Origin of the sequence: Spongiibacter taiwanensis (assembly GCF_023702635.1) — a bacterium.
Lineage (GTDB): Bacteria > Pseudomonadota > Gammaproteobacteria > Pseudomonadales > Spongiibacteraceae > Spongiibacter > Spongiibacter taiwanensis.
Genome location: NZ_CP098455.1, coordinates 2291251 through 2317813, shown reverse-complemented (window position 1 = coordinate 2317813; position 26563 = coordinate 2291251). Strand labels below are relative to the sequence as shown.

At 56.5% G+C, this 26563-nt stretch carries 23 protein-coding genes; 12 read left to right on the top strand and 11 right to left on the bottom strand.

Annotated features, from left to right (window positions below; translation table 11 throughout):
• Positions 1-10: 10 nt before the first annotated feature.
• From NCG89_RS10730 to NCG89_RS10710, 5 genes are all read right to left on the bottom strand, one after another.
• Positions 11-1513, bottom strand: a complete 1503-nt coding sequence (locus NCG89_RS10730; protein ID WP_251086531.1) for an aldehyde dehydrogenase family protein — start codon at positions 1511-1513, stop codon at positions 11-13.
• Between the two features lie 167 nt (positions 1514-1680).
• Positions 1681-3339 carry a class I adenylate-forming enzyme family protein gene (locus NCG89_RS10725; RefSeq protein WP_251086530.1) on the bottom strand — a complete coding sequence of 553 codons (1659 nt, stop codon included), beginning with the start codon at positions 3337-3339 and terminating at the stop codon, positions 1681-1683.
• Positions 3340-3406: 67 nt separating this feature from the next.
• Entirely contained in the window at positions 3407-5575 is a 2169-nt protein-coding gene (locus tag NCG89_RS10720) for a TonB-dependent receptor (RefSeq protein ID WP_251086529.1), read from the bottom strand.
• A 113-nt stretch (positions 5576-5688) separates the two neighbouring features.
• The gene (locus tag NCG89_RS10715; RefSeq protein WP_251086528.1) at positions 5689-6480 is read right to left on the bottom strand and encodes an SDR family NAD(P)-dependent oxidoreductase; all 792 of its coding nucleotides are present in this window, start codon (positions 6478-6480) and stop codon (positions 5689-5691) included.
• A 159-nt stretch (positions 6481-6639) separates the two neighbouring features.
• Positions 6640-7563, bottom strand: a complete 924-nt coding sequence (locus tag NCG89_RS10710; RefSeq protein WP_251086527.1) for a LysR family transcriptional regulator — start codon at positions 7561-7563, stop codon at positions 6640-6642.
• Positions 7564-7737: 174 nt separating this feature from the next.
• Here NCG89_RS10710 and NCG89_RS10705 point away from each other — a divergent pair, with 174 nt between their 5' ends.
• The 7 genes from NCG89_RS10705 (at position 7738) to NCG89_RS10675 (ending at position 15474) form a co-directional block, all read left to right on the top strand.
• Complete coding sequence (locus tag NCG89_RS10705; RefSeq protein ID WP_251086526.1) at positions 7738-8874, top strand: acyl-CoA dehydrogenase family protein; 1137 nt, start codon at positions 7738-7740, stop codon at positions 8872-8874.
• A 15-nt stretch (positions 8875-8889) separates the two neighbouring features.
• Complete coding sequence (locus NCG89_RS10700; RefSeq protein ID WP_251086525.1) at positions 8890-9855, top strand: NAD(P)H-dependent flavin oxidoreductase; 966 nt, start codon at positions 8890-8892, stop codon at positions 9853-9855.
• Between the two features lie 305 nt (positions 9856-10160).
• Positions 10161-11915, top strand: a complete 1755-nt coding sequence (gene argS / locus NCG89_RS10695; protein ID WP_251086524.1) for an arginine--tRNA ligase — start codon at positions 10161-10163, stop codon at positions 11913-11915.
• 3 nt (positions 11916-11918) lie between these two features.
• On the top strand, positions 11919-12527 hold the full coding sequence (locus NCG89_RS10690) for an SPOR domain-containing protein (RefSeq protein WP_251086523.1): 609 nt from the start codon (positions 11919-11921) through the stop codon (positions 12525-12527).
• A 224-nt stretch (positions 12528-12751) separates the two neighbouring features.
• Positions 12752-13291 (top strand): ATP-dependent protease subunit HslV, encoded by a 540-nt coding sequence (gene hslV, locus NCG89_RS10685; RefSeq protein ID WP_251086522.1) that lies wholly within the window; start codon positions 12752-12754, stop codon positions 13289-13291.
• A 26-nt stretch (positions 13292-13317) separates the two neighbouring features.
• On the top strand, positions 13318-14637 hold the full coding sequence (hslU, locus tag NCG89_RS10680; protein WP_251086521.1) for an ATP-dependent protease ATPase subunit HslU: 1320 nt from the start codon (positions 13318-13320) through the stop codon (positions 14635-14637).
• A 459-nt stretch (positions 14638-15096) separates the two neighbouring features.
• A complete protein-coding gene (locus NCG89_RS10675) occupies positions 15097-15474 on the top strand; it encodes a gamma-butyrobetaine hydroxylase family protein (protein WP_251086520.1) in 378 nt (125 codons plus the stop codon).
• Between the two features lie 7 nt (positions 15475-15481).
• Here the strand turns inward: NCG89_RS10675 and NCG89_RS10670 are convergent, their stop codons facing one another.
• Entirely contained in the window at positions 15482-15730 is a 249-nt protein-coding gene (locus NCG89_RS10670; protein ID WP_251086519.1) for a hypothetical protein, read from the bottom strand.
• A gap of 126 nt (positions 15731-15856) precedes the next feature.
• Entirely contained in the window at positions 15857-17242 is a 1386-nt protein-coding gene (locus tag NCG89_RS10665; protein WP_251086518.1) for a PhoH family protein, read from the bottom strand.
• 443 nt (positions 17243-17685) lie between these two features.
• On the opposite strand from NCG89_RS10665, the gene NCG89_RS10660 reads away from it, so the two are divergent.
• The gene (locus tag NCG89_RS10660; RefSeq protein WP_251086517.1) at positions 17686-19620 is read left to right on the top strand and encodes a VacB/RNase II family 3'-5' exoribonuclease; all 1935 of its coding nucleotides are present in this window, start codon (positions 17686-17688) and stop codon (positions 19618-19620) included.
• Positions 19621-19670: 50 nt separating this feature from the next.
• Here the strand turns inward: NCG89_RS10660 and asnS are convergent, their stop codons facing one another.
• Positions 19671-21062: an asparagine--tRNA ligase gene (gene asnS, locus NCG89_RS10655; RefSeq protein ID WP_251086516.1), complete on the bottom strand. Its 1392-nt coding sequence runs from the start codon at positions 21060-21062 to the stop codon at positions 19671-19673.
• A gap of 179 nt (positions 21063-21241) precedes the next feature.
• On the opposite strand from asnS, the gene NCG89_RS10650 reads away from it, so the two are divergent.
• From NCG89_RS10650 to NCG89_RS16885, 3 genes are all read left to right on the top strand, one after another.
• Entirely contained in the window at positions 21242-21976 is a 735-nt protein-coding gene (locus NCG89_RS10650) for a glycerophosphodiester phosphodiesterase family protein (protein WP_251086515.1), read from the top strand.
• Complete coding sequence (locus tag NCG89_RS10645) at positions 21969-23162, top strand: glycerol-3-phosphate dehydrogenase/oxidase (RefSeq protein ID WP_251086514.1); 1194 nt, start codon at positions 21969-21971, stop codon at positions 23160-23162. The genes NCG89_RS10650 and NCG89_RS10645 overlap by 8 nt, the downstream gene beginning before the upstream one ends.
• A 248-nt stretch (positions 23163-23410) precedes the next feature.
• On the top strand, positions 23411-23536 hold the full coding sequence (locus NCG89_RS16885) for a hypothetical protein (RefSeq protein WP_285236376.1): 126 nt from the start codon (positions 23411-23413) through the stop codon (positions 23534-23536).
• Positions 23537-23563: 27 nt separating this feature from the next.
• On the opposite strand, the gene NCG89_RS10640 is transcribed toward NCG89_RS16885, so the two are convergent.
• The 3 genes from NCG89_RS10640 to NCG89_RS10630 form a co-directional block, all read right to left on the bottom strand.
• Positions 23564-24364, bottom strand: coding sequence for a methyltransferase domain-containing protein (locus tag NCG89_RS10640; protein WP_251086513.1), 801 nt, complete (start codon positions 24362-24364; stop codon positions 23564-23566).
• A gap of 219 nt (positions 24365-24583) precedes the next feature.
• Entirely contained in the window at positions 24584-24784 is a 201-nt protein-coding gene (locus NCG89_RS10635) for a YdcH family protein (protein ID WP_251086512.1), read from the bottom strand.
• 94 nt (positions 24785-24878) lie between these two features.
• Complete coding sequence (locus NCG89_RS10630) at positions 24879-25499, bottom strand: riboflavin synthase subunit alpha (protein WP_251086511.1); 621 nt, start codon at positions 25497-25499, stop codon at positions 24879-24881.
• 247 nt (positions 25500-25746) lie between these two features.
• On the opposite strand from NCG89_RS10630, the gene NCG89_RS10625 reads away from it, so the two are divergent.
• Positions 25747-26544 (top strand): ParA family protein, encoded by a 798-nt coding sequence (locus NCG89_RS10625; protein ID WP_251086510.1) that lies wholly within the window; start codon positions 25747-25749, stop codon positions 26542-26544.
• Positions 26545-26563 lie beyond the last annotated feature (19 nt).

Sequence of the window (26563 nt, the reverse complement as noted above, 5' to 3'; positions counted from 1 at the left end):
TGCGATTCTCCTATTTCAGCACGACCGAATGCAGGGCCTTTTTCCGAGGGTCACGTTCAAATGAGGTCGTTACCACTTTGGTTTCAAGGTAAGCCTCTAATCCACTAAAGCCCATTTCCCTACCAATACCACTGCGCTTATAACCGCCAAAAGGAAGATCGGATCGAATCATGTGCCAATCATTTATCCACACCGATCCAGCATCAAGGCGGCGCGCCAACGATTGCGCGCCGGCAATATCGCCAGTCCAAATACCTGCTGACAGTCCATAGCAAGTATCATTGGCAATATTCACTGCCTCATCGATAGTTGAATAGGGAATAACGGTGATGACCGGGCCAAAAATTTCTTCTTTCGCAACAGTCATGTCATTACTTGCGTTGGCTATCACCGTGGGCTGCATATAAAAGCCAGATTCACAGCCTTCAACAACCTCCGCATGCCCACCACACAGGATTGAGGCACCCTCATCGCGGGCAGACGCCACATACGCCAGAATTTTGTCCAGATGCGCTTTGGATGACACAGCTCCAATGCCCGTGTCCGGATTGTAGGGATTACCACTTTTGAAGCCCGACATAAATTCAGCCAAGCGCGCCGTAAATGATTGATACATATCCTTGTGTACCAACAAACGGGTGCCCGACTCGCAAGCCTGCCCGGTATTTAGCAACACACCAAAAGCCGCCCCCTGAATCGTAAGATCCAGATCGGCATCCGGCATAACAATGCCCGCGCCTTTACCGCCCAACTCAAGTGCTACACGTTTTGTTGTGGTGGAACCATTCCGTTGGATACGCTCACCAATTCGAGTGGAGCCCGTAAACGAAATCTTATCGATTCCGGGGTGGAGGGACATTGCCTCGCCCACCACAGAGCCCTCCCCGGTGACCACATTGACAACCCCAGGGGGAAGAATGTCAGCCACAATTTCTGCCAAACGCAGAGCAGAAGTCGGCGTTAGCTCGGAGGGCTTCACCACCACCGTACACCCCGCGGCCAGGGCTGGCGCAAGCTTCATCGCCAACAACAACAGAGGCGCATTCCAGGCCGTGATCAGACCGCAGACACCGACCGGCTCTTTGAAAATTTCAGCGTGCCAAAGCTCTGGCAACGGCCTGCCTGCACCGTGCTGAACAAAGGGGTAGCTCATTACAGCATTGGCATAAAACATAAAGATGTCGATAGCCGCGGGCACATCAAAGGAGCTCAATCGAGTGATAGTTCCCCCACAGCAATCCACATCCAATTTAGCAAGTTCGACGGCATTGGCGCCGATGGCATGCGCTATTGCGGTAAGAATGTTTGATCGATCTTCAATTGTGATTTCCCGCCACGCGGCACTTTCAAAGGCCGCCCGCGCTGCAGCGACAGCATCGTTTACGTCGCCCTCATCCGATTTAGGTATTTCCGTGACTACCTGACCATTTACCGGACTGATCACACTCATGTATGAAGCACTGAGTGGCTCACGCCACTCTCCTGCAATAAGATTTTGCCACTTGTTATTCATTTTCTCTCCACAGTATTTGCGCCCTGCTAACTACTTATTACCTGCACTGACAAACTACGCAGAGGAGATAAGAGTCGGCTTATTAGAGCGAATTCAACTCAATCTCTCCTCAAGTTGTCGATATCCCGGTCTAGCAAGCCTTGTAAAAATTCATGCCGCGATGGCCCTTAGCAGAGCCCCGCATTTTTATTTTTTGCTGCACATTTATCAATTTCTTCCAGCATCAACTTGCCAGAGTTAACCCATTCCCTCAGCAGAAACTTCTGCACCTTGCCGGAGGGGGTCAGAGGAAAGCTCTCAACTACGGCCCATTTGATTGGCGATTTATGAGCCGATAATTGCTTACGGCTATAGGCAAATAGCTCGTCGAAATCAGGACGATGGCAGCCCTCTTCGAGGATAATGACCGCAGCAATAATTTCACCCCAATAGTCGTCAGGCAGACCTATAACGCTCGCCTGGGCCACCGCCGGGTGATTAAACAACACCTCCTCAATTTCTCGAGGATAGATATTCATGCCGCCGCGGATAATCATATCTTTTAGACGGCCAGCAATTTTCATATATCCACGCTCATCCATCACACCTGAATCTCCCGTGCGCAGCCAACCCTCTTCGGTAATGGTTTCACGAGTAGCTTCTTCGTCGCGAAAATAACCGTGCATATTCTGATAGCCACGCACGCAGATCTCGCCAGGCTCCCCGATGGGCTGAATTTCGCCGGTATCGACATTGCGGATACAGACTTCGGCCTGGGGCAAGGGGCTGCCTAAGGTGGAGCTTTGGTCTTCGGCGCTATCGCTGATCCGGGTTTGACTGACCACACCGTTAACCTCTGTTTGGCCAAACAGAATAATCAGGTTGCAGTCAAAGGCCTCTTTGGTGCGGTACACCAGTTCTTTGGGTACATCCGCCGCGCCGGTAAGAATGGTGGTTACCGATGACAGATTCCGTTTGCCGAATGAAGGACTACTCATCATCGCCAGTATCATGGTGGGTACCAACAAAGACGCGTTGCCCTTCTCGGTTTCAAACAAATCCAGAATCAGCTCGGGCTCAAAGCCAGGCACAATCACGTAGGTGCCTTTTCGGGTAAGCGTACCCAACGAGGTCACGACGGTGCCAGCAATGTGGAACATCGGCATGGCGTTTACCCAGACTCCGCCCTCAGGGAAGCCCGCCCGGGCAGCAACAAACCTAGAGGTATTCACCGCCCCCAGGTGATGCAGCAAGGCGCCTTTAGGGATGCCGGTGGTGCCCGAGGTAAACTGAATTTGCAGGGTCGCCTCCGGAGCCACCTCAGGTAGCTCGCCCCGATTGGGACGAGATTGACAATAGCCCGCCAGGTCCTCAATCGGCGCACTGCTAAATCCAAGGCGCTTGCCCAGTCCTTCAAGGATGGCCTGCAGATTTCGGCCGCGATACTCGGGCGCGTAAAACACTCCCTTCGCACCGCAGCGACTCAGAATGACGTCAAGCTCCTGCTCGCCATAGGCGGGATTAATAGACACCAGCACAATCCCCGCCAGACTCATCCCATGCTGCAACAGAATCCACTCGGCGCAGTTGGGCGCCACAATCGCCACCCGGTCACCCGGCGCAAACTCGGAGAGCATCGCTCCGGCAAGCGCCTCGGCAGTTTGTAACAATTCCGCATACGTCCAGCGGCGGCGTTGATGGATGTCGGCAACGCCTTCCACCAGGGCCACCCGGCCGGGACACGTTCGCGCCGCCTCCCTCAGCAAATCACCTGCGGTTTTACGCCACAAGGGCTCCGAGGTATCGGCGGGCCAATAAGATTGCGTTAGGCGCATTTCATTCGTCACGATTTCACCTGTCAAAGCTATTTATTACGGTTATTTTGCAATTACTGCTAACTAATGCTGCGCACTGTCAAAACTGATAGCGTACTTCCACACCGATCACCCGCCCTTCATTGAAGGAGCTATAGGTTGGCACGGGGCGCGGGCCATCAGGGCCGTCGCCACCAAAACTGGGAATATCTGGCAGCAGCGCGTCGTTGGTGATATTCACCTCATCCAACAAGTTGCGGGCAAAGATCGCGTAGCGGAAGTTGGAGTCATTGGGCAGGATGGAAATGTTCAAATCCAACATATCCAAGGGGTTGTAGTAGCCCAGGTTATTCTCCAGGTGGTAGGCCTTGTCACGATGACTGAACGACAAACGCGTTGACACCATACCCCAATCATTCACCGGCGTATCCACAATAATATGGGCGCCGTAGGTCAGCTCAGCAGCGCGAGGCAGGTGCAAGGCTTTATCTTTGCTATTGATCTCACCATCGCCGTCGATATCGAACTTGAGCGACTTGTACTGGTCATCCAGGTAGCCGACGAAGCCGCCAATTACGATGTAGTCGGTGACCGATATCTGGCCATCAAGCTCAATCCCCTGAATTTCGACCTCGCCAACATTTTTGATCAACTGAGCAATCCCTACGCCCTCGACCGGCACTTGGACTTCCCGCTGAATATCCTTGATGGTGTTGTGGAAGATCGCACCGTTGAGCTGAGCTCTGCCATCGAGAAACTGAGATTTGAAACCTAGCTCGAAAGAATCCTGCTCTTCCGCATCAAAGGGACCGGGAGGCGCACCGGGTACAGTGGAGCGGAAGTTGTATCCGCCGCTGCGGAAACCCCGTGAAAAGGCGCCGTAAAAATTAATATCATCGTTCAGATAGTACTGAAAACCAATCCGCGGAGACAGGTCATACCAGGATTCGTCATCTTCAAAATCAGACACGAAGCCACGGCTGTCATAGCTGCCACCGCCGCTGCGAATACTGCCAATGCTCGCGTCCTTTTTCTCGGTGGTGTAGCGAAGTCCGGCGCTCAGGGTCAACTCGTCACTAAAACGCCAATCCAGTGAGTTGAAGATGCCCATCACATCAGTGTCACCCTTACCACCACCGCCACGAATAACGCTGCCGCCACCCAGGATGCGCTCTTCCACATACAGCAGAGACTGAGTGAAGTAATACAAGCCACTCGTCACGTCCACATCACCAAAGGTGCCGGTGAAACGCAGTTCATTACTGAACTGCTCTTGATCGGTGATCTGGTAGAAGTGAAATGAGGTCATTGGCGTACTGTCAATATCGCCCAGCCCATCGTTCTCTACCTGCCGCCAAGCGGCAATGTTGGTGATCGTGCCGAAGCCCAGGTTCCAGTTCATCTCGGTGGTCAGGCCTTGCACTTCAAGCTCGCTGAAGCCGGGCTCGTTAATGGCAAAGTCGAAGCTGTCCCGGTCAAACAATGCGCGGTTTTGTCCGATCGACCCGTCACTGGCCGCCCGGGTATTTTCATAGCGGACGAGCAGCTCTACGTCGTCATTGATATCCCACAGTAACGCTGGACGAACGGTGGTCTGGTGAGCGGCACCAAAGTCGGAACCGTCAAAATCATTGGTGTGCCAGCCATCATCATCCGTGTAGTACACAGCAAGCTTGCCCTTGAGGCCGGTATCACCGAGCGGGCCGGAAATGCTGAAATCGGAGGTTACTTGCGGCCCCGTCTCCAATGCCACTCTCGCATCAACGGTCAACTCATCAGAAGGTCGTTTGGTTTTGACCAACACTGCCCCGCCGGTCACGTTGCGCCCAAATAGCACACCCTGTGGCCCACGAAGCACTTCCACCCCTTCCAGATCAAAGTTATCCAGCAGAACCCCGGCGTTGGTGCCCAGGTAAACACCATCAACAAACACCCCAACGGTAGGGTCGATAGACGGGCTGCCACTGTTGAGCCCCAGACCACGAATGGCAAAGTTCTGAAATCCGACCGTCGCGCCATTGGTATCCAAGGATACGTTGGGAATAGAAAACCCAAGGGAGCTAATGTTTTTGAAGTTCATCGCTTCAAGTTGCGCTTCACCAAAGGCCTTGATGGTCAGTGGCACATCCTGCACTGACTCAATTCCTTTCTTTTGAGCAGTGACCACTACCTCTTCCATCATAATACTGGCCGCCCCTTTAGCCGCCATGGCGGTAGCGGGCAAAAGACAGAACGCCGCCGAAGCTGAACCCAGAAGCCCGTTGCGCACTAATCTTCCAGACGCCGACAACTGCCAGCACATTTTATCTCTCGTCATTTTATTCACCGTTATTATTAACTCTAGAAAACCACTCTCGCAGCATCCGCTGCTCTTGTCTGCGGCTAAGCCGCAGAGATTCCACCATTCACACTCACCGCCTGCCCGGTAATGCGGCGCGCCGCAGGACTCGCCAGAAAAACAATCAGGCTGGCAAGATCTTCGGGCTCCGCCACACCCAGGCTCGCCAATTTGGCTGCGTTGGCAAACAGCTTGGCGCTGAAGGGATCATCCATCACTCGGTCATAAACCGTAGTGCCATTAATTAGCGAAGGGGTGACCGCGTTGACCCGGATGCCGTCACGCTTGCCCTCAATCGCCAAGGTCCGACTGAACAGACAAATTGCCGCCATCGCTGCACCTAACACCGTTTCTCCCGGTGTTGGCACTTTGGCTGCGTCGGAGGCGATGTTGATAATGACGCCGAATTTCTGCTCGCGCATGTGGGGCAGCGCCGCACGGCTCATTAACAGCGGCGCCAAGGCCTGTTGATTAAGAATCTGGGGAACATCGTTAATGTCCATATTGAACAGCAGCTTGGGCACATAGGCCGCGGAGGTGGTATTCACCAGCACGTCGAGCCCACCCTGCATCTCAAGACATTGGGCCACCACGCGCATGGCCTCATCCGGGTTATTGGCATCCGCTGAGATAAACTCTGCATGGAGTTCGCTAAATTTCCCCTTCAACGCGGCGAGGGCGGTTTCGCCGCGCTCCACACTGCGACCCACCAGGGTAATTCTGGTTGCGCCGGCGGAGGCAAACTCCATCGCAGTTGCCAAACCGACACCAGAGGTACCGCCAACAATCAGCACAGAGGACTGATCGAGGCTCTTTGTCACATTCGTTCCTGTCATAAAAATCTTCTCACTACACACTGGCAGCCGAGACGGTGGCGCCATTTTTTGCCACAATAGCTGAGCCAGACTCACCCTGTCAACGCCAAAAAGGCAAAAATCAAACATAAAGGTGAGTCTGGCTCAACACGTGACAAACCGGCAACTCGATGGTGAACGCTATTTCCAGAGGCGCCCCGACAGGGCGTCCACCCAATGGGGCTCGTTTATCAGCATCTCAATCAACGCAAGCATTGGCGGGCTCGGTAGCCATTTGTCATGGTGGGCAATGGCCAGCGGAATCGGGTCGACCGTATCGATGTCCAAGATGGTGAAACTTTGCTGGAAGGCGAGATTTTTGCGGTAGTTGGTGCTCACCGTCCCCACAGTATCGGTTGCCTCCACAATTTTGCAGGCAGAGGGAAAGTGACCAATGATGTGCAATTGCTGATTGGCGGGTATTTCCGGCGCGCCGAACAACTGGCGCATCAAGGTTGGGGTGGCCACACTCTTGTCTGCCAGGGCCATTGGAAAACGCTGCAGGTCGGCAATATCGAGTTCAGGCTGCCGACACAGCGGGTGGTCCTTGCGCACAAAGAAGCAGATGCCGAAGGCTTCCAGCGAATGGGTTTTGAGCTGGGGATGCTGCTGCAACTGGGGTGCCGGCCCCACCAGCAGATCAATATCCCGGTTGTTCAAATGCTGAATGCTCTGCTCAATCCAACCAGCGGTCTGCTCTATTCGTACACGAGGATAGCTTGCCAGTAGCTTCGGCAGCGCCAGATTCAGCAGCGACACCAGCGAGGGCGGACACACCCCGACCCGCAGACGGGAATCGCTCAATTGGCGGCCAGCCTTGGCATCGGCGGCAAGCTGATCGATATCCGCCACAATACGCGCGGCCCGGTCGATAAAGGCCCGCCCCTCAGTGGTCGCGTGAACACCTTTGGCGTGCCGCTCGAACAGCGAAAAGCCCAGCTCGGCTTCGATTTCAGCCACGCTTTTGGTCAGGGCCGACTGGGTCAGGTAAACCGCTTTGGCAGCGGCCGTAAACGACCCAAACCGATCTACCGCCACCACGTGCTTCAGCTTGCTCGGGTTCACCTCGCTCTCCTCTTTAAAACCACAACCACAGACATTCCAAAAAAGAATATTACTGAAATAATATCATTAGACGGAATGCCTTTGCTTTGGCAGTCTTTTGCTATCAGCGGCCTGCCCACTGACACGGACAGGCCCACGCTTACTGCCCAGACCCGATCTAGCCGAGGACAAGACATGCTAAACCGCGCCATTTACACCGAAGAACACCAGCAGTTTCGCGAGAGCGTTAAGAAGATGTACGCCAAGGAGCTGGTGCCCTACGTTGAGCAATGGGAACAGGAGGGCATTGTCAGCCGGGCATTCTGGCAGGCTTGCGGCGAGAATGGCATGTTGCTGCCGGATATCCCGGAGCAGTACGGCGGCATGGGCCTGGACTTCCGTTTTAACGCCATCATTCTGGAAGAAACCGCCATGGCAGGCACCACCGGTCCCGCCTTTGGTGTGCACAACGACATCGTCGCCCATTACATCAACAACTACGGCAGCGAAAAGGTGAAGCAGGAATGGCTGCCGAAAATGGCCACCGGCGGAGCCATCGGCGCCATCTGTATGAGCGAACCCAGCACCGGTAGCGATTTGAAAGAAGTGCGCACCAAGGCCACTCCGGTAGAAGGCGGCTTCGTGCTAAACGGTTCCAAGACCTTTATCACCAACGGCATCAATGCCGACGTGGCTGTAATTGCCGCCCGGGTGGGTGACGACAGCGGTGCCAAGGCGATCTCCCTGTTTGTCACCGGCTGCGACCAAAAGGGCTTTATCAAAGGCCGCAAGCTGGACAAGGTGGGCAACCGCTCTTCTGATACCGCCGAGCTGTTCTTTGAAGACCTGTTTATTCCCGCCGAAAACATGCTCGGCAAACAGGGCGACGGCTTTATTTACATGATGAAGGAGCTACCCCAGGAGCGCTTGTCCATCGCCATTTCCTGCCAGGCCGCCGCCCAGCATGCCTACGATATTGCGGTGGGTTATGTGAAAGAGCGTCGCGCGTTTGGCAAAGCGGTGTTCGACTTTCAAAACACCAAGTTCGTGCTGGCGAACCTGAAAGCGCAATTGCAGGTCGGCTGGGCTCACCTGGACGCCTGTATTGAAGCGCTGGTCGAAAAGCGCCTCACCACCGATGAAGCGGCAGCCGCCAAGCTCTGGCACAGCGAGCTGCGCTGCAAGGTGGTGGATGACTGCCTGCAAATGTTTGGTGGCTACGGGTACATCGAAGAATATGAAATCGCTCGTCTGTGGCGGGACGCTCGGGTGATGCGCATTTACGGCGGCACTTCAGAAATCATGAAAGACCTGATCAGTCGTTCAATCTAAGGCGGAGGAAAAACCATGTCACTGCCCGAATTTATCACCAAAAACCTGCGCCTGCCCGCGATGGCGGCGCCAATGTTTATCGCCTCAACACCCCAGTTAGTGGTGGAGCAATGCAAGGCCGGGATGATTGGCTCTATCCCCGCACTGAACGCTCGACCCCAAAGCCAGCTGGACGAATGGATTACCTACATAAAGGATGAACTGGCTAAGTACGATGCCGAGAACCCGGATAAGCCCGCAGCGCCCTTTGCCATCAACCAGATTTCCCACCCCAGCAATGACCGCTTGATGGGCGATTTGGAGATCATCGCCAAACACAAAGTCCCCATCGTGATTGTCAGCCTCTACGTAGCGCCACAAATCTGCGAGGTGGTGCATAGCTACGGCGGCATGGTCTTCAACGACATTATTTCCAATCGCCAGGCGAAAAAATCGGTTGAGGGTGGGGTCGACGGATTAATTGCCGTGGCCGCCGGCGCCGGTGGCCACACCGGCAACGTCTCCCCTTTCGCCTTAGTTTCCGAGATTCGGGAGTGGTGGGACGGCCCGCTTGCGCTGTCCGGCTGCATAGCCACAGGACAGAACATACTGGCCGCGCTGGCCACCAGCGCCGATCTGGCCTACATCGGCTCCCCCTTTCTGGCGACCCCGGAAGCCAATGCCGTGCCCGAATACAAAGCCATGGTAGTAGCCAGCGAAGCCAAGGACATTATCACCTCCGATGCCTTCAGCGGCGTGCCGGCCAATTTTCTAGTTGGGTCCATTACCCGGGCGGGACTGGACCCGAAGAACTTGAAGCGGGACGAAGATAAAGCCATTGATATCAGCGAGAAGAGCCAGAGCTTCAATACCTGGAAAGATATCTGGGGCTGCGGTCAGGGCGTGGGCGTCGTCAAAGAAATTCGCCCCACCGCCGAATTGATCGCCGACTGGATAACCCAGTATGAGATCGCGAAGGCGACGTTTAAGGCACGGCTGTAGCGCAGGAAGCAGGTAAGCGTTTAGGCGAGCCAGGCTTTATCAAGCTTTTGCGCCCGCAGAGCGTCGGCCGCCTGGCTCCCGTTAAATGTCTCCGACCAGGCGTCCGACCCAAGCCACCCAACACCCACAGCGCTACGCCAGCAAGATGCACCCAACAATGCAGCGCCACACTCCCCACCACCCTTGGGTGCATTTTTTGAGCTAACCCGCCATAATACGCGGCCCCGTTTTACACAAACGGCAGGCACAGCAACGGCCGCATCGTTACGCAGAGGCGGCCCATCCAAGAGAGCATCAAGCAAGCCATGAAAGACACCGTCGCCGACCTTATCAACCAGGCCGTGCAGAACCTGCGCACTTCCCAAGACTGGCCAGCGGATTTGCCGCTGAACATCCAGGTCGAGCGCACTCGAGACAAGGCCCACGGCGATTTCGCCAGCAACGTGGCCATGACCCTTGCCAAGCCCCTGCGCAGCAACCCTCGCGCCATCGCCCAACAAATTATCGACGCATTGCCCGCTGACGATACGGTGGTGAAGGTGGAAATCGCCGGCCCCGGCTTTATCAACTTCTTCATGAATGAGGCCAGCGCCTACCGGGTGGTCCACGACATCTTTGCCCAGGGTGACAACTTTGGCCGCCAAAGCGCCAACGGCAAAAAAGTGCAGGTCGAGTTTGTGTCCGCCAACCCCACCGGCCCGCTGCATGTTGGTCACGGTCGCGGCGCGGCTTACGGCGCCTGCGTAGCGGATATGCTCGAGGCCGCTGGGTACGACGTCTGGCGGGAGTATTATGTCAACGACGCTGGCCGGCAGATGGATATTCTCGGCACCAGCGTCTGGCTGCGCTACCTGCAAGCCTGCGGTGAGCAGATCACCTTCCCCAGCAATGGCTACCAGGGCAACTACATTGCCGACTACGGCCGCGAAGTGCTGGCCGCCGAGGGCGACAAACTGCGTCGCAGCGCCGCCGAGGTGTTCGCCGGCGTCTGCGCTGATGCACCGGAAGGCGACAAAGAAAAGCATATCGACGGGCTGATCAATCAAGCCAAGCAACTGCTGGGCGACGATTATCAAATCGTCTTCGAGAAAGGTCTCAACGCCATCCTCGGCGATATTCGCCAGGATCTGGCGGAATTCGGCGTCAGCTACCAGGAGTGGTTCTCCGAGCGCAGCCTCACCCAATCCCCCGATCAGGTCGAGCAGGCCATTGCCCAACTTCAGGCCAACGGCTACATCGAGGAGCGCGACGGCGCATTGTGGTTTCTGTCTACCCAGTTTGGTGACGACAAGGACCGGGTGGTAAAGCGGGAGAACGGCCAGTGCACCTACTTCGCCTCAGACATTGCCTACCACCTGAACAAATTTCAGCGCGGCTTCGACACCGTCATCAATATCTGGGGCGCCGACCATCACGGCTACATCGCCCGGGTAAAGGCGGCCCTGCAGGCGCTGAATATTGACCCCGAGCGGCTCGTGGTGCGACTGGTTCAATTTGTGTCACTGTTCCGGGGCGATCAGCAGGTTCAGATGTCCACCCGCTCTGGCTCCTTTGTTACACTGCGCGAATTGCGTGACGATGTGGGCAACGATGCGGCGCGCTTCTTCTACATTATGCGCAAGGCAGACCAGGCCACTGACTTTGACCTGGAATTGGCCAAATCCGAAAGCAAGGACAACCCGGTTTACTACATTCAGTACGCCCACGCCCGGGTGGCCAGCATTCTGCGCAAGCTGGCCGAGTCCGGCGAGGCCTGGACCCGCGAGAGCGGCCTGGCGCAGCTGCCGCTGCTCACCGAGGACGCCGAAAAGGCGCTGCTGGTGAAACTCAGCCGCTACCCCGAAGTCCTAAGCGGGTCAGCCGAGCAGTTCGAGCCGCACACGCTGGCCCACTACTTGCGTGAGCTGGCGGGTGATTTCCACACCTACTACAACGCCCACAAAATGCTGGGTGAAGACAGTCAACTGCGGGACGCCCGCCTCGCGCTGTCGGTGGCAGTACAACAGGTACTGCGCAACGGATTGCACTTGCTGGGCGTGACCGCACCAGAGGAAATGTAAAGCATGGCAACAGGGAAACGTACCAGCCGCGGCGCCACCCGGGCACCGCAAAAACAAGGCGTACCGGCGTCGGTACTGCTGGGCACCGGCTTTATTGCCGGTGTGATCTGTTCGGTATTGGTTTTCCAGTTGAGCAATAAGGGCGGCGATGCCCCCGCCGCAGCGCCCCAGCAAGCCGCAGCTGAGAAAAAGAAGCCGGAAGAAAAACCCACCACCACCGGCACCAAGTTTGATTTCTTCACCCTGCTGCCCGAGCGCGAAGTGATCGTGCCGGATGAAACCAGCGCCGCCAAAGCCGTTGCCAGCACCAAGCCGGTGACCGAGCCCGAAACCAAACCCAAGACGACTCAACCCGAGCCCGCCATCCCTACCGGTGAGAAGTACATTCTCCAGGCTGGCTCCTTCCGCAATGGCGCCGATGCCGACCGCCGCCGGGCGCAGATTCTGTTGCTGGGCCTGGATGCCAAAGTGGAGTCCGTGGAGGCCAACGGCGACCGCTGGCACCGGGTTTACGTGGGCCCATTCACCTCCCACAACACCCTGTCTGATGCCCGGGCAAAGCTGATTGGCGAGAGCATCGATACCCTGGTGGTGAGGCAGAAAACGCCCTGAAAAATACCGGCTCGCGCCGGTCAGCAGCCACAGAACCGTAACCCCGCTTCACATAAGGTTTGTGCCCTAGCCTTGTGCTAGCTCTGCCGCATTTGTCTCAGTAAGGCAGAACCCCATCGGCGCAATTTCCATTACCCGCCTTGAAATCCGGGCAACCCGCCTCCATCTTCCTGATCGACACACTGCCCCGGCAGTCCCACCTCAGAGTTAAAAAGGAGTCCCGCGTGGAACAGTTTCGCGGCACCACTATTCTTTCGGTACGTCGTCAGGGCCAGGTTGTGGTCGGCGGCGACGGCCAGGTCACGATGGGCAACACGGTGATGAAGGGCAATGCCCGCAAGGTTCGGCGCCTGCACAACGGCACCGTCCTGGCCGGTTTCGCCGGCGGCACCGCCGATGCCTTTACCCTCTTCGAGCTGTTTGAAAAGGAACTGGCCAAACACCAGGGCAAACTGACCCGGGCGGCGGTGGAGCTGGCCAAAGCCTGGCGCAGTGAACGCTCCCTGCGCCAACTGGAAGCCCTGCTGATTGTGGCCGACAAGGAAACCACCCTGGTGATCAGCGGCAACGGCGATGTCATTGAACCCGAAGACAACATGATTGCCATTGGCAGTGGCGGCAGTTTTGCCACCGCCGCCGCCAGAGCACTGATGGACAACACCGACCTCAGCGCCCTGGATATTGTCGAGAAAGGCCTGAACATCGCCGGCGATATCTGCATTTACACCAATCACAACCGCACCATTGAATCATTGGAATACTAGCGCCCTGCGCTGAGCCCGGAGTCAGCATGTCAAATATGACACCCCGTGAAATCGTTCACGAACTGGATAAACACATCGTCGGCCAACAGGATGCCAAACGCGCGGTCGCCATCGCCCTGCGCAACCGCTGGCGGCGGATGCAACTCGATGACAGCCTGCGCAGTGAGATTACCCCGAAGAATATCCTGATGATTGGCCCCACCGGGGTCGGCAAAACCGAGATTGCCCGGCGCCTGGCCAAGCTTGCCAAAGCCCCTTTTATCAAGGTGGAGGCGACGAAATTCACTGAGGTTGGCTATGTTGGCCGGGACGTGGAGTCGATTGTTCGCGACCTGGTGGACGTGTCGATCAAGCTGCACCGGGAGCAGGCCATGGAGCAGGTCGCCCACCGGGCTCAGGATGCCACGGAGGAGCGGATTCTCGATGCGCTACTGCCGCCGGCAAGAGGTGGCGAAGCCGATACTGACCAGGGCGCCAACACCCGGCAGATTTTCCGCAAGAAGTTGCGCCAGGGCGAACTGGACGACAAAGAGATTGATGTGGAGCTGAATCAGGCTCCGGTAGGCGTGGAGATCATGGCACCGCCCGGCATGGAGGAGATGACCAACCAGCTTCAGGGCATGTTCTCCAAGCTCGGGGGCGAGCGCAAGAAAAGCCGCCGCATGACCATCAAGGCCGCCTACAAGCAAATTCAGGATGAGGAAGCGGCCAAGCTGATCAACGAAGAAGAACTCAAGGCCCAGGCAGTGAGTGCCGCTGAACAAAACGGCATTGTGTTTATCGACGAAATCGACAAGGTCGCCAAACGCCAGGACACCGGCGGCGCCGACGTCTCCCGGGAAGGAGTACAACGCGACCTACTGCCGCTGATCGAAGGCTGCACCGTCAGCACCAAGCACGGCATGATCAAAACCGACCATATTTTGTTTATCGCCTCCGGCGCCTTCCATTTGTCCAAGCCTTCGGATCTTATCCCCGAGCTGCAGGGTCGCCTGCCCATTCGGGTAGAGCTGGGCGCTCTCACACCCGAGGACTTCCAGCGCATTCTGACTGAGCCCCGGGCGTCTCTCACCGAGCAATACCAAGCACTACTGGGCACCGAAGGTGTGCAAGTGTCGTTTGCCGAGGATGGCATTCGGCGGATTGCCGAAACCGCCTGGGAAGTGAACGAGCGCACCGAAAATATCGGCGCCCGCCGCCTGCACACGGTGATGGAGCGACTGCTTGAGGACATCTCCTACGATGCGGGCGACGGCAATCAAACCCTGACCGTGGACGCCAGCTACGTGGAGCAGCAATTGGGTGAACTGGCGCAAAACGAAGACTTGAGCCGGTTTATACTATAGCGGGAGACGCGGAACGGAGGACGCCGGATGGGAAAGGGTCTGCCCCACGAGCGCAGCGAGTGCTTTTGGTACGGAGATGCGCCCGGTAAAGATTCGCCCTCCCAGCCAGACCCTCTCACTCGGGATGGAGGCGGCGCGGGGCAAGCCCTGCAAACCTCCCACGGGCTAACTAGGGCCTGTTAACACTAATTGGATTACGCCTGTTGTGGCTAAAAATTCGCCAATCAAGGCGTGAGGAGAGAGGTTTGGTGGTTCCAAATGAACGACGAACAACGAAGAGTGGTGGTTTTTTAGCCACAACCCGGAGGGCTGGGGCCATTTTTGCCCCCAGCATTGTTGGAGGTCGCTTATTTGGAATGACCAAACTGCGCTCCCTCCGCCTAGCTGGAGGCAAAAATGACCTCCAGCTGGTGCAATTCAATTAGTGTTAACAGGCCCTAGCTTCGAGAGCATACATTGATGACCCCAACTGACATCACCCTGCACCGCAAAACCAACGAGCTGGAATTAAGCTTTCCCGGGCAGGGTAGTTTTCGCCTCAGTGCGGAGTTTTTGCGGGTGTATTCGCCATCGGCGGAGGTGCGCGGCCACGGCAAGGGCCAGGAAAAACTGCAAACCGGCAAACTGCATGTTGAAATCAAAGACCTGGTGCCCGTGGGCAATTACGCCCTGCAACTGATTTTCAGCGACGGGCACGACAGCGGGATCTATTCCTGGAACTACCTGTTCGATCTGTGTCGGAACCAGCAAGCACTGTGGCAGGACTATCTTGAGCAACTCAACCAGGCTGGCGGCAGTCGCGACCCCGATGAGCAAGTGGTGAAGTTCTTCAGCTAGTAGTTCACTAGGCCCGCAGCGCAATATCCGGGTCAAATTGCAGATCACCCGAGTGCGACAACACACCGATACGCTGGCCGGAGGCATTTTCCACCACGACCACGGGTGAAGCCGATTGCGCGCCCCGAACAAACTTCAACGACCAGCCAAAATTCTGTACGCGCCGCAAGCCGGCCCGCTGCCTTTCGGTGAGCAGGGCATCGATATCAGCGGGAATGGCGGACTGCTTTGATCGCTTGTCTTTGTTCATGATCATGGGCACAGCATACTCAGGGCAAAGGCTAAGATGCTGCTAATGTAGCAAGCGCCTTACCCCTACCCCAGCCGGAAATCACCCTATTGACAAAGCTGTCGACATTGCGGCCTACGGCCGATCCGTTTGCTACAGGTTTTCCTCGGCGAATGCAGCCAGCCGGGACCGCTCAATGCCATTGACGTGCATGATGCCTGCATGGGCAAAATGTTTACTTTTTTCAACCAGATACGTCAGGCCTGATGTGAGTGGTGAGATATACTTATTGTCGATCTGAGCCAGGTTGCCCAATACCACAATCTTCGAATTCGACCCCACTCGGGTGATGATCGACTTGAGCTGAAATTGGGTCAGGCCCTGGGATTCATCAATCACAATATACGCATTATTGAAGGACCGGCCACGCATAAAGTTTAGCGACTTAAATTGAATGTTAGCCTTATCTTTTACGTACTCGATACTACTGAAAGGCGACTCATCACTGCCGTGCAGCACCTCCAGATTATCATCAAAGGCCGCCAGCCAAGGCGCCATTTTTTCCTCTTCCGTGCCCGGCAAAAAACCGATGTCTTCCGCAATGGGTGGCGTTGATCGGGCCACAATCAATTTGTCATAGCGTTTCTCTTCCAGAATGGCATGCAGACCATACGCCAGGGCTATCAGGGTCTTACCCGACCCCGCCGGCCCAGTGAGCACCGTCATATCAATGTTCGGTCTGGAAATCATAAAGAAGGCCATCGCCTGCTCCATGTTGCGCGGCTTTAGACCCCACATGTGCTGGTTCATCAATTGCTCCCGACACAGGTCCAGCATCTCGACCTTTTGCTCATCTACCGATCTCACCAAGCCGACAAAGCCTGCATCATCGTAAATAAACTGGTTCACATGCACTTTGGGCAAAAGCTCCCGGCTAAGCACGTGAATGGTCTGACTACCTTCCCGCAGTGTTTCCACCGCATCAACCCTGTCCCAAAACCGCCCCTCGACATGCTCATAGCCTTTAGCCATGTACTGGATATCATCCAACACCCGGTCTTTTCGGTAATCCTCAACGTTTTCCAGCCCCGAACCCTTCGCCTTAAGGCGCATATTGATGTCCTTGGTGACCAGACATACATAGGCTTGGGGGTTCTTAACCTGAAGATGCAACGCGACATTGATAATGCGGTTATCGTTGGCCTGTTGCTGACTGCCATCGAGGTAGGCCGCCCCGGTGTCGTGATTGATCAGCTGATCGGGAAACACCGCTAACAAGCCAAGTTGCTCGCCCTCTCGACTGCTGGGGATTTCCACACCCTCCTGAATTTGCCGGGGGTTGGCATTGGCGAGAATTTTGTCGATGGCATTTATTGCAATCCTGGCCTCCCGGCTAACGTCCTTATCCCGCCTGTCCTTGATGTGATCCAACTCCTCCAACACGGTCATCGGTACCACTACCCGATGTTCTTTGAAGGCGCTCAGCGCCATGGGGTCATGCAGCAACACGTTGGTATCAAGAACAAAGATTTTTTCCATAAGTCTCTCTCTGCAGACAGGGCTGAAAGGCCGCGATACGACGATTTGTTATTCGGGAGCATCCGGCCAAACACAGCCGGAGAAAACGGGAGCGAAGCAGCAATTGATTCGGGAGGCGGAGAGCGGTAGAAGGCCGTGGCAGTCGCCGCGGCGCACAACCGGTGTTGGGTGTCTTGCTGTATGCCAGAAGGCGGCTAGGCAGCGAGGGCAATCGACCAATCCAAAAAACGAGATTTGATTCGATTATTGGAATTTGACGCCGGGAATGTCAACCAAACTTTGCAGGAATTCCCCCCTTATCACGCTTTTGCATTAGGCTGGGGCAATTGCACTCCAAAAGGGCGCCATTGGTCGACCAAAGGCGGCTGCGGTGGAAGACGGGAGACCATAATTCGGCTACCCTATAGCCCCTCTTTTTTCGGTACAACAGGTAACACCCCGCCATGCTCGACCCCAATGCCCTGGCACAGCTTCGCCAGCTAAAAACCGACATCATCGATTCCAAGGACCAGGGCGAAGGGGAGGTCAAAGGCAGTCAACGGCGCTTTGGCTTTGTCAAACTCGACGACGGTCGGGACGTTTTTCTGGCCCCTGAGGATATGCAGCGGGTTTTTCCTGGCGACCGCGTCAAAATTACCGTTCACACCGACGACAAAGGCAAGTTCAAAGCCGAGCTCGAGCGACTGATCAAAAGCCCGCTGAACACGTTCACCGGACGCTATGTGATCCGCGGCCAGGGCCATTTTGTGGAGCCCGACCTGCCCCGCTTCAATAAGTTACTGTTCATTCCGCCCTCTCAACGGAAAAAAGCCAAAGAGGGTGACCTGCTGCACTGCCAGGTCAGCCGCCACCCCTTCCGTGACGGCAAGTCTCAGGTGAATATCCTCGACCGCATTGGCTCACCGAGCGATTCCGGCATCGAGGCCCTTTACACCCTGTTCAAATTCAACCTGCCTCGAGAGTGGCCCGCCAAGCAGGAACTGGGCGAGGACAGCCGGGCGCCGCAGCGCCGCGACTTGCGGGACGTCCCCTTTGTCACCATCGACTCCGCCGAGACCCGGGACATCGACGACGCACTGTGGGCCGAAGCCAACGAGCAGGGCTGGCTATTGCGGGTTGCCGTGGCCGACCCCGGCGCCTACATCGCCGCAGGGACACCCCTTGATAAAGCCGCCCGGCAACGCGCCACCAGCGTCTATCTGCCGGGAAAAGCCCAGCCCATGCTGCCAGAGTTCATCACCAAGGACCGCTGCTCACTGCTCCCCGAGCAGGATCGCGCCGCCCTGGTCTGTGAAATGCAAGTTAGCCCCGATGGCGACATTACCCGTATCGACTTCTGCGAAGCGCTGATCCGCTCCCATGCCAAATTAAGCTACACCGCCGTTCAGGCCCACTTCGATGGCAGCGAGACGCTTGACCACCCCGAGCTCGCAGCACTGAGCGATGTGGCATCTGCACTCAAACAGCATCGCGCCCAGGTTGCCCTGATCATGCCCGAGCAACCGGACTTCTACTACGAGCTGGATGATGACGGCCGCATCGCGTCCATTCGCAAAGTCTTGCGCAACGATGCTCACCGCCTGGTGGAAGAATGCATGCTGGCCGCCAACCGCAGCGCTGCCCAATGGTTGGGGGATGCGCCAGCGATCTTTAATGCCCACGCCGGCCTGCGCGAAGACCGGCTGGAGAACGTGCGCACAGTGATGGCCGAAGCCCTGCCAGACCTGAAAGACCTCGATATCAGCCAGCTTGAGGGCTACGTGGCGCTAATCAAGGCGGCCGCCGCCAGCGACGATGAGCTGCCTTTGCAAAGTATTTTTGCCCGCATGCTTCAGCCGGGGGAGTTGAGCCTGAGCCCCAAGGCCCATTTCGGCCTGGGCCTGGACCGCTACAGCACCTTTACCTCACCACTGCGCAAGTACGGCGATCTGGTTGCCCAGCGCTGCATTCGCGCCAAGCTCGCCGGCAGCAAACCCGCCCTGCCGAGCGAAGCCGAGCTGGAAGCCATTCAGGAAGCCCTGCGCAATGCTCGCCAAGCGAGTCGCTACATGGAGCGCTGGCTGCAATATCAATATCTGGCCAAGCAGGACCCGGAGCAGGTTTACACAGGTCATATCGCCCACCTTAACGGCGGCGGCTTTACCGTCGAACTGGACGACACCGGCATCAGCGGCTTTGTGGAGGCGCGATCCATCCCGGAAAAACTCAGCTTCGACGCCAACACCCTGCGCCTGTTCAACGACAAACAACAGTACCAGCTCGACAAGCGCGTGCAGGTGAAGGTAACTGAACTCGACCCCTTTGCCGGGCGGCTGATGTTTGCCCTGGTGCCCGAGGCGGCAAGCGAAGAGAGCGAGCCCACGAGCGCCGCAGGCTGAGCAAGGAGGCTTGCGCCGGGCTGGCAATAGCACCCGGCGACGGCAACAAATCAAAAGTCGGCGTGGCGAGGCACTCGAGGAAAGGGGATGACATCGCGAATGTTGTCCATCCCGGTGATGTAATTGAGCAAGCGCTCAAACCCGAGCCCGAAGCCGGCGTGGGGCACGGTGCCGTAACGGCGCAGGTCGCGGTACCAATCCAGCCCCGCCAGACCCTGCTCGGCCATGCGCTGATCCAGCACCGACAAACGCTCCTCGCGCTGGCTACCACCGATAATCTCGCCAATCCCCGGCGCCAGCACATCCATGGCCGCCACGGTTTTTTCGTCATCATTCAGGCGCATATAAAAGGCCTTGATGTCCTTGGGATAGTTCATCACCACCAGCGGCCCGCCGATATACTGCTCGCAGAGAAAGCGCTCATGCTCAGACTGCAAGTCCGTCCCCCAGGTCACCGGAAACTCAAACTTGCGATCGGCCTTTTGCAATATGGCGACCGCATCGCTGTAGTCCATCCGCGCAAATCCGGTCTCAGCCACTTTTTGCAGCCGCTCAAGCACCGTCTTGTCGATAAACTCATTGAAAAAGGCCAGGTCTTCTTCGCACTGCTCCAGTACCTGCTTGAGCAAATAACGAAGAAAATCCTCAGCCAGCGCCGCGTCATCATTCAAATCGGCAAAGGCGACCTCGGGCTCGACCATCCAGAATTCTGCCAAGTGACGACTGGTATTGGAGTTTTCGGCCCGGAAGGTGGGGCCAAAGGTATACACCTTGGACATGGCCAGCGCATAGGCCTCGGCGTTGAGCTGGCCGGACACCGTTAAAAACGCCTCTTTACCAAAGAAATCCTCATTAAAATCCACTGCCCCCGGGGGAGTACGCGGCAGGTTGAGCAGATCAAGGGTCGATACCCGAAACATTTCGCCAGCCCCTTCGCAATCACTGGCAGTGATCACTGGGGTATTGATCCACTGAAAATCCCGCTCAAAGAAATAGCGATGCACCGCGTTGGCCAATACGGTGCGCACCCGCGTGATCGCACCAAAGGTATTGGTGCGCGGCCGCAGGTGGGCAACGGTCCGCAGATATTCAAAGCTGTGGCGCTTTTTGGCGATCGGGTAGCTGTCGGGGTCATCCACCCAGCCAAGCACCGCCACCGCACTGGCCTGAATTTCGACCGCCTGTCCTTTGCCCAGGGATTCCACCAGCTCCCCGGTCACCCGGACGGCGCAGCCCGCCGTCAGCTGCAGCACATCGGTGGCGTAATTTTCCAGCTCACCGGGAATCACCGCCTGAATTGCGGCCAGGCACGAGCCGTCGTTCAGGGCGAGAAAGGAGAACCCGCCCTTGGAATCCCGGCGGCTGCGCACCCAGCCTTGTACTGTCACCACACTCCCCGGCGCACCACCGGCGAGCAAGGCTTTAATTGAATTTACACTCATGTTTTCCCTTATTGCGCCGTCACTAAAAACCGAAAATCATTATAGCTGGCTTGGCAGAAACCCTTTAGGGCCAATAAGTTTTACGTGATGGTTAATATTTTGATATTTCCCAACCACCTCACTTTTAGCGGCCGATCATCCGGTCTACAGTAACCTCGACATCAAACATTGGACTCCCCATGCTCGCCACAAATTTTGTCGCTCACCGCGGCTGGCGTCAGCACTATCCAGAAAACACACTTATTGCATTGCGCCAGGCCATTTTGGCCGGCGCCGCCAATATTGAACTGGACGTGCAACTCAGCGCAGATGGAGAGCCCTTTGTGTTTCACGATGCCAGCCTTGATCGGCTGTGCCAGCGGGAGGGCCTGATCTGGGACTATGATGCCAGCACTCTGGCGGGCTTTTCTGCCAGTGAGGCGATTCGGTTTGGCGACCGCTTCACCGGAAATCCGCTCTGCCATTTGCGGGATTTGGTATCACTGTTGCACGAGTTTCCCTCGGTGACGGCCTATGTCGAGCTGAAAGGCGAGAGCCTGCATCATTTTGGCGAAGCAGCCATGCTCAACGCCGTATGCTCAACACTGGAACCAGTAGCAGAGCGCTGCGTGCTGATCAGCTTTGAGCTGGAAGCGCTGGTCATGGCCAGGCAGTCCGGCTGGCAGCGTGTCGGCGCGGTATTTGATTACTGGCCCGACTGGCAGTTGGCTTCGCTGAGCAAAATGGCGGCAGAAGTGGTGTTTTGCGACCGCAATTGCATCCCCCTCGACGCCGACCTGCGGAGCCTTCCCTGGCCCATCGTTGTCTACGAAATTGGCAGCCGCTTACAGGCCGAACACTGGTTCCAAAGGGGCGCTGCCGCCGTAGAAACCTATCTGATTGGAGAACTACTACAGGAGTTCAACCTTGTCTGAGCAGCATATTGAAACCGAAGTCGCCGTCATTGGCGGTGGTGTTCAGGGGGCAGGCATTGCCCAGGCCGCTGCCGCCGCTGGCTACAAAGTCACTATTTTTGAGCGCCACCACTGGGCCGCAGGCACCTCCCAGCGCTCCAGCAAGCTTATCCACGGTGGCCTTCGCTATCTGGAAACCGGGCAGATACCGCTGGTGTATCACAGCCTGCAAGAGCGCGCGCGCCTGCTCAAAAACGCGCCCGACCTGGTCAAGCCAGTCAAATTTTTTATCCCAATCTATAAAGATACCAGCCGTCGCCCCTGGCAGATTCGCGCCGGTTTGACGCTCTACTATCTGCTCAGCGGCGGCGGCCAACTGGCCCGCTTTCGCAGCGTGCCAAAATCCGAATGGGACCAGCTCGATGGTATCAGCACCAACGACCTGCAAGCGGTCTTTCAGTACTGGGATGGGCAAACCAATGACAAACTCCTGACGGAAGCGGTGATTCGCTCCGCCCAGGAGATGGGGGTCACTACCCTGGCCAGTGCCGAGCTGATGGAAGCCCGCAAAACCGCCAACGGCTACCGCCTCACCATCCGCACCCTCGACGGTCACATTCACTGCGACTGCAAGTGTCTGGTCAATGCCGGCGGCCCGTGGGTCAACGACATCGGCCATCGGATCGAAACTGATACCGCCCCACGTTCAATCGATCTGGTGCGCGGCAGCCACATTCTGGTCAACAAAACCCTCAGCCAGGGTGTGTACTACATGGAATCGCCCCGAGACGGCCGCGCCGTGTTTGCCATGCCCTGGGGCGACAAGGCGCTGATCGGCACCACCGAAGTCATCCATGAGGAAGGCGCCGACAACGTCACCCCCAGCACAGAAGAAATTAGCTACCTGCAGGCCACCTTTGGCCACTTCTTCAAAAACGACGATGCAACGGTACTAGAGGCCTGGGCCGGCTTGCGGGTACTACCAAAATCGTCAGAATTGGCGAACAAGCGGGATCGGGACACGTTCTTTCTCTGTGACGACCCGAAAAAGGCCTCATTGATTGCAGTCTACGGCGGCAAGCTGACCAGCTACCGCCACACCGCCGAACGGGTGATGGACTACATTACCGAGAGCCTCGGCAAGCGCACGGTGGTCGCCGACACCCGGCGCCTCCCCCTCAGCCCGCTACCCCAGGGCAGCGAGTAAGCACCCCAGGTAACACCGCCAGCCAAATTGTTACCATAAGTTAATAAAAAGCCTCTCCAGCGTTGCGCTAGAGAGGCTTTTTATTGCACATCAAAAAAAATATCTTGTTGTTTTTTAAGCATTATTTCAAATCGCACGGATTTAACCGCCAGAACAACGCAGCCAAACCTTTCTCAAATGTAACTTTACGTAACACATTGCATCGATATACTGAACACAAGCTCAGCAGACACCCATGGAGGTGCAAGATGTCACAAGAGAAACTGCAACAATACGTGGAAAATACCGACGCATTTGCGGAGTTGGCCGCAAAATACAGCCTGTTACTGGGTGTTACCGCTGCCCTGGTTGCCTGCCTGATCAGCCTGGTATAAGCCCGCCCCACACTGCCGCCCAGCGCCCTAACGCGCTGGGCGGCCCCGCTTGACCGAGGGTCGGCAAAGCAAATGCACGTACCGCCCCAAAGCCCAGAAAGGCTCCTGATCGCCGTACTGCCACTCCAATGCCGCCACATCTTCTAGGCTACGGGCATCTCGAATCGCCCGAGGCATTAAATCGTACACCAGACGAATCCCTCGCCGGGCGACCACCTCTAGATCGCCCGCCGCTAACCACGTCTCCACCTGATGGGGCCGACAAGGATGGCTCGGGGTTAAGCCGCCGGGATGCCCGGCAAAATCCTCATCGCGCAACTTATAAAGATTGCCTTTGGTGATATTGCTCAACACCAAGGTATTGAGGTTGTAGAACATCAGCGAAAGGTAGCCTTCCGGTTGCAAGCACCTGGCCAGCGCCTGCACTAGCCCAGGCTGATCCTCCACCCACTCCAGTACCGCATGGCAAACAATCAGATCAAAGCGACCCGCCATCTCCGGCAAGCTCGCCATTTCCTGGATGGCTCCCTGACGCGCTTCAATATTTCGCAACTCCCCCGCCGACTGCTCTTCAACAAATGCCGCTAGCATTTCCTGCGAGATATCGCTGTACAACACGTTATGCCCCAAACCAGCAAGACGCGCGCTCATTTGCCCGAGCCCACCCCCGGCATCCCACACCTGCAACGACGCCCCTTCCAGGTGTGGCAGCTGCGTATTCAACTCGCGCCAACATAAATCCAGGCGTAATTGGCCCTTCGGACGTCGATAAATATTGTCCCGAAAACGGCGACTGAGGCCATCAAAGTTGCGGTCTTTGTTATCCATGCGGGCGGGTATCAGCAGCGGCGGGAGCAAAAGTGTAAGGCATAAAAAAGCCGGAGCACTAGGCTCCGGCTTTTAAATTTAAGACATCCCATGTCGCACACAATCCATTGTATGCCTAGGTCTTCCTGACCCGAATCATTATGGACTAAGCAAAAGTACGTAGTAGCAGCAATGTAGGACACGGCGTGTGAGATATATCTCACACATCATTGGCGCCAATCAGGCATCTAAATCTGGAATCAGCGCATTCTTCAACCAGGAAATATTGTCTTTCAGTCGCAGCTTTTCCTTTTTTAAGCGCCGCAAGAGCAATTGATTCTGATAAGGATTGAGGGAAAGTTCGCTGATCTCCTCGTCGAGAGCGCGGTGCTTTCGCTGCAATTCCAGCAATCGCGCACTCAGAGAAGTTGGGGTTTCCATATGGAAGTCGCCTTATGCAACACCGCTAGCAATGCCACCATTTTACCTCTTGCCACGCGACGACACAAGCCCCCCGGCAAAATCTAACCGACCACTACCCCGGCAGGCGCTCCGCCAAAACCCGCTCAACGGTATCGACAATCACCTGGGTTTGGCGATCCACCTCCAGGTTGACCCGATCGCCCTCCTTGAGGTGCCCGAGGTTGGTACGGCGCAGGGTTTCGGGTATCAGGCAAACGGTTAGCGTCGCAGCGGCTTTGTCCACATCGGCCAGCGTCAGACTGCAACCGTGCAGCCCAATAAAGCCTTTAGTGAAACAGTATTTCAGCAGCGACTGGGGCACGGAAAACACCAGCGACAGGTTATTCTCGCTGACGACCCGTTCGCGAAGCTCACCGGTGGCGTCAATATGACCGGAAATCAAGTGGCCACCGATTTCCGCCCCCTGCTTTGCCGAGCGCTCCACATTAACAAGATCCCCTTCCCGCAGCCCTCCCAACGTTGTCAGCGACAGGGTTTGCTGCATGGCGTCGAAAGCAACCTGGTCGCCCTCCACCTGAGTCACCGTCATACATACGCCATCCAGGCCAACACTGGCCCCGATAGCCAAGTCCTCGCGCAGCGCCGGCGACAGCGCCACCGCAAAACTCAGCAAACCCGGCTTGCGCTCAAGACGACTGATCGGAAAGGCGCCAGCGACGATTCCGGTATACATTGCATTACCTCCCAAAAAACGCCCACCAGTATACCCCCGAGGGTCGCATTTTTTCCGCCGCCAATTCGACCAGACCACCTTCGACTCAGAATCGAAGGAGCTTTACGCCGGGGGTGATAGCAGCTTGGCATGAGAGCTGCTAGCATCCTGAGGGTCCGCAACCTATGGCGGCGGCAACTGGCCGGGCTGATTCAGCCACACCACGACAACATAATTGAAAACACCACGACAAAAATAGGGCAGATCAATGAAACGGGTTATCTTCAACCAAAAGGGTGGGGTGGGCAAAACCAGCATCACCTGCAATTTGGCGGCAATCAGCGCCTGGAAGGGATACAAAACCTTGGTCATTGACCTGGATATCCAGGGCAACAGCAGTGAATACCTGTTGGGCGAGCAATTTCGCGAACTCGAGGACAACGCAGCGGACTTCTTCAAACAAAAGCTGTCCTTGTTTGGCAAGGCCAAGGAAGCCTCGGACTTCATCTACCAAACCGAGTTCGACAACCTTTACGTGATGCCCTCCAATCCGGAGCTGGCGGTGATCGAGCGCGAGCTGGAGTCTCGTCACAAAATCTACAAGCTGCGCGATGCGTTGAACAAACTGCAGAAAGAGTACGAGCATATTTATATTGATACGCCCCCAGCGCTCAATTTCTACAGCCGCTCCGCCTTGATTGCCGCCGACACCCTGGTCATTCCTTTTGATTGCGACAGCTTTTCCAAGGTTGCCCTGGTAGGCCTGCTGGAAACCGTTGAGGAAATTCGTGAGGATCACAATCCAGAGCTGGGGCTCGACGGCATTGTGGTCAACCAGTTCCAGACCCAAGCCAATTTACCCCAGCAATTGATCGCTGAGATGCTCGACGAGGGCCTGCCGGTCTTTGATCAATACCTGAGCAGTTCAGTCAAAATGAAGGAATCGCGCAGCCGCCAAACGCCGCTGATTTACATGGCGCCGTCTCACAAGCTGACTCAACAGCTGTGCGCCTTGCACGACAGCCTGTCCGAGCTCATGTCGGCCAGGGCAGCTCAATCAGCCTGAGCCGAGGCCACCAGCGCCC

Excerpts from the sequence above, each read along its gene's own strand:
- NCG89_RS10730 (WP_251086531.1), bottom strand. The coding sequence starts at position 1,513 with ATGAATAACAAGTGGCAAAATCTTATTGCAGGAGAGTGGCGTGAGCCA.
- NCG89_RS10715 (WP_251086528.1), bottom strand. The coding sequence starts at position 6,480 with ATGACAGGAACGAATGTGACAAAGAGCCTCGATCAGTCCTCTGTGCTG.
- NCG89_RS10705 (WP_251086526.1), top strand. The coding sequence starts at position 7,738 with ATGCTAAACCGCGCCATTTACACCGAAGAACACCAGCAGTTTCGCGAG.
- NCG89_RS10700 (WP_251086525.1), top strand. The coding sequence starts at position 8,890 with ATGTCACTGCCCGAATTTATCACCAAAAACCTGCGCCTGCCCGCGATG.
- argS (WP_251086524.1), top strand. The coding sequence starts at position 10,161 with ATGAAAGACACCGTCGCCGACCTTATCAACCAGGCCGTGCAGAACCTG.
- NCG89_RS10690 (WP_251086523.1), top strand. The coding sequence starts at position 11,919 with ATGGCAACAGGGAAACGTACCAGCCGCGGCGCCACCCGGGCACCGCAA.
- hslU (WP_251086521.1), top strand. The coding sequence starts at position 13,318 with ATGTCAAATATGACACCCCGTGAAATCGTTCACGAACTGGATAAACAC.
- NCG89_RS10675 (WP_251086520.1), top strand. The coding sequence starts at position 15,097 with ATGACCCCAACTGACATCACCCTGCACCGCAAAACCAACGAGCTGGAA.
- NCG89_RS10670 (WP_251086519.1), bottom strand. The coding sequence starts at position 15,730 with ATGATCATGAACAAAGACAAGCGATCAAAGCAGTCCGCCATTCCCGCT.
- NCG89_RS10665 (WP_251086518.1), bottom strand. The coding sequence starts at position 17,242 with ATGGAAAAAATCTTTGTTCTTGATACCAACGTGTTGCTGCATGACCCC.
- NCG89_RS10660 (WP_251086517.1), top strand. The coding sequence starts at position 17,686 with ATGCTCGACCCCAATGCCCTGGCACAGCTTCGCCAGCTAAAAACCGAC.
- asnS (WP_251086516.1), bottom strand. The coding sequence starts at position 21,062 with ATGAGTGTAAATTCAATTAAAGCCTTGCTCGCCGGTGGTGCGCCGGGG.
- NCG89_RS10650 (WP_251086515.1), top strand. The coding sequence starts at position 21,242 with ATGCTCGCCACAAATTTTGTCGCTCACCGCGGCTGGCGTCAGCACTAT.
- NCG89_RS16885 (WP_285236376.1), top strand. The coding sequence starts at position 23,411 with ATGTCACAAGAGAAACTGCAACAATACGTGGAAAATACCGACGCATTT.
- NCG89_RS10640 (WP_251086513.1), bottom strand. The coding sequence starts at position 24,364 with ATGGATAACAAAGACCGCAACTTTGATGGCCTCAGTCGCCGTTTTCGG.
- NCG89_RS10635 (WP_251086512.1), bottom strand. The coding sequence starts at position 24,784 with ATGGAAACCCCAACTTCTCTGAGTGCGCGATTGCTGGAATTGCAGCGA.
- NCG89_RS10630 (WP_251086511.1), bottom strand. The coding sequence starts at position 25,499 with ATGTATACCGGAATCGTCGCTGGCGCCTTTCCGATCAGTCGTCTTGAG.
- NCG89_RS10625 (WP_251086510.1), top strand. The coding sequence starts at position 25,747 with ATGAAACGGGTTATCTTCAACCAAAAGGGTGGGGTGGGCAAAACCAGC.